Source organism: Chamaesiphon sp. OTE_75_metabat_556 (assembly GCF_031378165.1).
In the GTDB taxonomy this organism is placed as follows: domain Bacteria; phylum Cyanobacteriota; class Cyanobacteriia; order Cyanobacteriales; family Chamaesiphonaceae; genus Chamaesiphon.
In genome coordinates, this window is sequence record NZ_JANNDR010000118.1 from 1 (window position 1) to 2,132 (window position 2,132).

The window sequence follows — 2,132 nt, forward strand, 5'->3', positions numbered from 1 at the left end:
CATTGGAACCGCGCGGGATAATCAGATCGACATAGCGGTCTAATTTGAGTAATTCGCTGGTTTCCGATCGAGTCGTCAACAGTTGAATGACATCGGGACTGACTTCCGATCGAGCCAATCCGGCTTTAATTGCCGCGACTAAGGCAGTACAAGAGGCGATCGCTTCTTTGCCACCTTTTAAAATTACCCCATTGCCCGACTTAATTGCCAAGCTAGCAATCTGAATTACCGCATCGGGACGCGCTTCAAAGATCACACCTAAGACCCCTACCGGGCAGCTCGTCCGCTGCAAAACTAGTCCGTTATCAAGGGTACAGTGAAGCTGAATTTGACCCACTGGATCGGCTAATTTACCCACGTCGCGCACGCCGAGGATTGCGCCCTTGAGTTTGGTGGCATCTAGTTTGAGCCGTGCGTAAAGAGCGGGAGCAATTTCGTCTTGAGCTGCTTCGCAGTCGCTGGTATTTGCCGCGACGATCTCGTCGGCGCAACTTTCTAGCGATGTGGCAATTAATTCGATCGCGGTGTTTTTGGCATCAGCCGAGAGATTAGCCAGGTGTTGGGCGGCTAGTCGGGTATTTTGGGCAATTTCTGTCAACATGTTTTAGGCTTTGGGCTTTAGGCTTTAGGCTTTAGGTTTTGGGCTTTGGGCTTTGGGCTTTAGGCTGTGGGTTTTAGGCTTTGGGTGCGGCTACCGCTTAGTTACTGGCTGTGGAGTACCTACTCTTAAATACTAAAACTATCTACTGTCTTGGAAAGGTGCTTTACTTGCGGAGTTGGGTCGGTCATTTTCCCCATCCGTGACCCATACCCAAGCAGGGGAAACCCCAAGAACGCACTTTTCGCTGTCTCGATCGCGCTGAACCGTCGGGGAACAGAGGCGTGCGCGAATCGCTGTCCACTATTCACTATTCACCAGAACACCAGTAACTTTGTTTTAATGCAAGATCTAAGTAATTACTTTTTTCGCTGTTGGAGGACGCGATAGACATCGCGGATACTGACGCGGTGGTGGGCGAGGGCGACGAGAGTATGATAGAACAGATCGGCGACTTCACCAGCAATTTCGGTAGGTCGATCGTCTTTACATGCCATCACGACTTCGACGGCTTCCTCGCCAATTTTTTTGAGAATTTTATTATCGCCCCCAGCAAATAAGCTTTGAGTGTAAGAACCAGCTTGGGGACTGTCTCGGCGATCGCAGATCGTCTGATATAAATCTGATAAAGTATCGGCGGGTGGGGCGATTTTGGTATCGGTGGCAACTTGGTGAAAACAGCTCCGTTCGCCCGTATGACAGGCAATATCGCCAACTTGTTCTACTGTCACTAAAAGCGCATCGCTGTCGCAGTCGTAGCGCAGCGATTTGACGTGTTGAATGTGTCCGCTAGTTGTGCCTTTATGCCAAAACTCTTGCCGCGAACGGCTCCAGAACCAGGTTTCACCAGTCGCGATCGTTTTGGCGAGGGATTCGCTATTCATCCATGCCATCATCAGCACGGTGCCATCCAAATAATCTTGGACGATCGCGGGAACTAAACCCCGCTCGTCGTACTTTATCCGATCGATCGGAATAGCTGAATGCAGACTGGTAAATTCATCGACGGACATGAGTGAGCAGCTCGATATATTTAGGAATTGGCGGCTAGTTTGCCACCTAAATTTATTTTACCATTGCCATGTCCTGGGATTGTGGTGGCAAATTACTCCGAGATTGCTAATCAAAACGGTTAAGAGCGTGACTCTCGAGCGTGTGGTTCGATCGACCATTAGAGTAAAGCTCCTCACCCAAATCGACTAGATCGATGGTTGACTATTTATACTGCTTTAACTTCGTCGAGCGAGATCTCTTGCATCTTCCCAGCAAAGTCATTTTCAGGAGTTAGGAATAACATGCAATGGCATTCTTTGCGCTCGCGCATGGGGACGCACGGACAGTTCCAAAAAGCTGCTTTGACTTCAGCTTCTTTATCTTCATAGTGTCTACACGGACATAGGGGCGAACCCAGCTCTTCCTTGTTTTTTGCCAGTCCCTTAATCACGACAGCGGTTACTGAGAGATCGACACAGAAGTAAGTATCGGTGTTTTTGGCATAAGTTTCGGAAAAATGTCTCATCGCTTCCAGCATTTT

The 2,132-nt window shown here is 49.0% G+C and carries 2 protein-coding genes and 1 pseudogene; all 3 read right to left on the bottom strand.

Annotated elements, in window-relative coordinates; genetic code table 11:
- Positions 1 to 601: pseudogene (locus RMO27_RS05220) on the bottom strand (gamma-glutamyl-phosphate reductase); the annotation flags it as partial.
- Between the two features lie 356 nt (positions 602 to 957).
- Positions 958 to 1,611 (bottom strand): bifunctional phosphoribosyl-AMP cyclohydrolase/phosphoribosyl-ATP diphosphatase HisIE, encoded by a 654-nt coding sequence (hisIE, locus tag RMO27_RS05225; RefSeq protein WP_309730035.1) that lies wholly within the window; start codon positions 1,609 to 1,611, stop codon positions 958 to 960.
- A 206-nt stretch (positions 1,612 to 1,817) separates the two neighbouring features.
- Positions 1,818 to 2,132: ferredoxin-thioredoxin reductase catalytic domain-containing protein (locus RMO27_RS05230; protein ID WP_396133615.1), on the bottom strand; the 315-nt coding region annotated here is incomplete at its 5' end.